Source organism: Planctomycetota bacterium, from assembly GCA_038746835.1.
Taxonomy (GTDB): domain Bacteria; phylum Planctomycetota; class Phycisphaerae; order Tepidisphaerales; family Tepidisphaeraceae; genus JBCDKH01.
In genome coordinates this window covers 1-2,958 of record JBCDKH010000288.1, presented here as the reverse complement: position 1 = coordinate 2,958, position 2,958 = coordinate 1, and the positions used below count along the sequence as shown (strand labels likewise).

At 64.1% G+C, this 2,958-nt stretch carries 2 protein-coding genes; both read right to left on the bottom strand.

Annotation, left to right across the window (positions count from 1 at the left end; all coding sequences use genetic code 11):
- The coding region (locus tag AAGI46_16680; GenBank protein ID MEM1013843.1) for a trypsin-like serine protease at positions 1 to 1,368 on the bottom strand (1,368 nt) is incomplete at its 3' end.
- Between the two features lie 389 nt (positions 1,369 to 1,757).
- The gene (locus tag AAGI46_16675) at positions 1,758 to 2,888 is read right to left on the bottom strand and encodes a hypothetical protein (GenBank protein MEM1013842.1); all 1,131 of its coding nucleotides are present in this window, start codon (positions 2,886 to 2,888) and stop codon (positions 1,758 to 1,760) included.
- Between the last annotated feature and the right edge of the window lie 70 nt (positions 2,889 to 2,958).

Sequence of the window (2,958 nt, the reverse complement as noted above, 5' to 3'; positions counted from 1 at the left end):
GGCAAAGGCGGAGTTGTTGGTCTCGCTGATCTCGTCGATCGCGTCGCCGGCATCGACGACGTAGCCGACCGAGTAGAGGCCGTCGGCCATGCCCGAAGGCAAGCGGCCGATGATGCCAGCCGACTGGTCCGCGGCGTACGGGACGACCTCGTCGAGCGTGCCCTGGGCGAGCAGGATGTCGTCGCTGTTGCCGAGGATGTCGTCGGTGGACGCGTAGACGCTGTACTCGACGTCGCTCGCGATGGCGGTGCCGGTGTTACGAATCGCCCCAGAAAGCGTGAACTGTCCGCCGACGGGGAGCGTCAACTCGCTGCCCGTCGCGCTGACAGTGAGGTCGGCGAAGTCGACAGGCGGACGTGCCGCGTCGTCTGCGAGCTTCCACAGGCCGATGTCGGTGATCTTGCGTGTGTCCAGCCGCGACGCCGAGTTGAAGCCGTTGGGCTGCGACGACGGGAAGCCGTAGCCGTGGACCGCAAGAACCTGCGGCACCTCATCGCCGGGCAGTTGCTCCCAGACGCTGGAGCCGCTGGAGCCGCCTGCCGTGTCTAGCGTGCCGTTGTAAAACGTCTTGAGCTCGGTCGAGTAGTCGGAGCCCGTCCGCCACGCGTTGACCTGTGCCTGCGAAGCGATGACGCCGTCCGCCCGCCACTGGGTGCCGGTCGGCTTGTCGCCCGGGTACTGCAGGATGGTGACCGGCTTGCCGGCCAGGGCGTCGTTGCCCTCGTAGTGCCGGTAGCCGAAGTAGCCGGCGTAGTTGCCGATGGAGCGGTCGAGCGTGATGACTGCCCAGTCGTGCTCCCATTGGTTGCCCTGTGCAAATTCGGAATAGGTGCGAACGAAGGTCGCCTCGGCCTCGCCGAAGGGTCGGTCTGCGCCGTCGCGGCCGAGCGAAACGCCTAGCGAGCTCAGCGGGTCGGGGTTACCAGCGAAGTCGAGAACGCAGTGGCCGGCCGTGAGGAAGTGGTACGGGCCGATCATGGCACCACTGCAGCCCGTGGCGAGTCGGCCGACGGCACTGAAGGGGAACTGCGTCGTGTCAGTCACGCGGACACGGTTGTCAGCGCCGCTGACACTGCGGTCGAAGTCCTTGACGTCGTAGAGCGTCGGATCGTTGAAGTCGACACGGTCGCCCGTCGGGCTCATGCCGGTGTGCACGTCGCCCGCGAGGAGCGAATCGACCATGTCCGTGAAGTCGTCCGGCGAGCCGAACGAGGCCAGCAGCGCATCGAGACCACCCTCGAATCCTTCGGCCCGAAGGCTCGCATCGAGCGCAGCGGAGTCATCCGCGTTGATGCGAACGCCCTCGTCGAGCACCTCTTGGGTTCCTGCGATCAGGTCGTACTCGACCACACGCGTGGCGGCGGACAACAGACGACGACGCTCAAGCGTCTCGAAGCACGACTGGGGTGTACGAAGCGAAGCAGCAGGCACCATGAGTCAACTCTGCAAAGGGGGACAGGACAAGAACAGGTCGCAGGACCGTATCGATTCCGGGTCCGACTGCAAGACCGACTACGACAAAGCAGTCCGACGCAATGTCGCAGCGGAGTCCGAGTGGGCGTAGCAGAGGCTCTGGACTGTGTTTGCGGGTGAATGGGGGTACGTGTTGTGGCTCGGTACGAGTTGAACCGTGCGAGCGCTTCGTTTCAGCGCTGAAGCTAAGAGCACATAGCCGACCGCGTGAGCGGGCGCTCTGTGGGACGGAATCGCCCGCTCACGCGGACGGCTAACCCTCGGTCGCAAGCCACAGACTTGTGCTACACCTCGTCGTCGGCGAAGAGCGACACCGAGGACGAGCCGAGGTTAACGCCAAAGTTGCCGCGCAAGATGCCGAAGTCGGCGAGGGTGATCTGACCGTCGTAGTTGAAGTCGCCGTCGCTGAAGAGGCCGGTCTCTCCGAAGTTGCTGCGGAAGATGCCGAAGTCGACGAGGTCGACCCGGCGATCCTGATTGGCATCGCCGGGGAGGAGATCGAAGGTCAAAGTCGTCGAGGTCTCGAAGACATTCAGCGCACCGTCAGTCACTGCACGCGCCGGAAGCTGAGCGATGTACGTTCCCGGCGGGAGGAAGTCGGGAATGTCGAAGGTGGCAGTCTTGCCGTCGGACCCGAGCTCGATGCCCGGGCTGAACCCTAAGAAGCCACCGGTGGTCGTGAACAGCTGCATGTCCCCGGCGGACAGGCCGACAACCCGTTCGTCAAACTCGACCGTCAGAATCGGGCCATCAGCACCATCGACGTTGAAGCCGAGCGTCGCTTCGGGTCCGGCGCGATCGTTGAAGCCGAACTGTTCCCACCAATTCGCAAAGAGCCAGACGCCACCGACCTGCGACAGGCTCCCGCCCCACTGCACGCCCGCAAACGGCGTGTACGTGAACTGACCGGCTGTTGCGCGATTGGCGGGCGCGACAAAGATGTTGTCCTGCGTCTGCTTGGCGACGCCGACCTGCCAGCCACTTCGGGTAAAACCAGTCGTATCAAGCTCGGTGAGGTAAGCACGCTTGCGTTCGGCGGCATCGAAGAATTGCAGCCGAGCGGTGGATGGCGTTCCGCTCCCCATCAGGAATGCCATCTGGCTCTCGGTCGGCCGGGTTGTCCGCGTGATGCCGGAGTGCTCCTTCTGCAAGGTCGTCAGGAGCACCTGAGGGTTGATGTCGTACTGAAGTCCGGCGTCCACGACGACCTGAGCCAGATCGAACGTGCTGCCGTCGACGTCCAATCGCGGCACGCGGAAGTAGCTGCCCTGGTCTTGCAGAAATGCCCGAACCTCCGGAACCGTCATCGAATCGCCGAACTCGAGCTGGCCGTCGGTGAGGAAGACCTCTGATGGGCCGACCACGAGGAGTCGGCGGGCTTCGAGCGGTTCGGTAAAGGCGGGTGTGTCAGACATAACGCGTGGTCTTATAGAAGCTTACCCGATGAGACGCCTCGGCACCACGGAAGGTTCGCACAAACGGCTG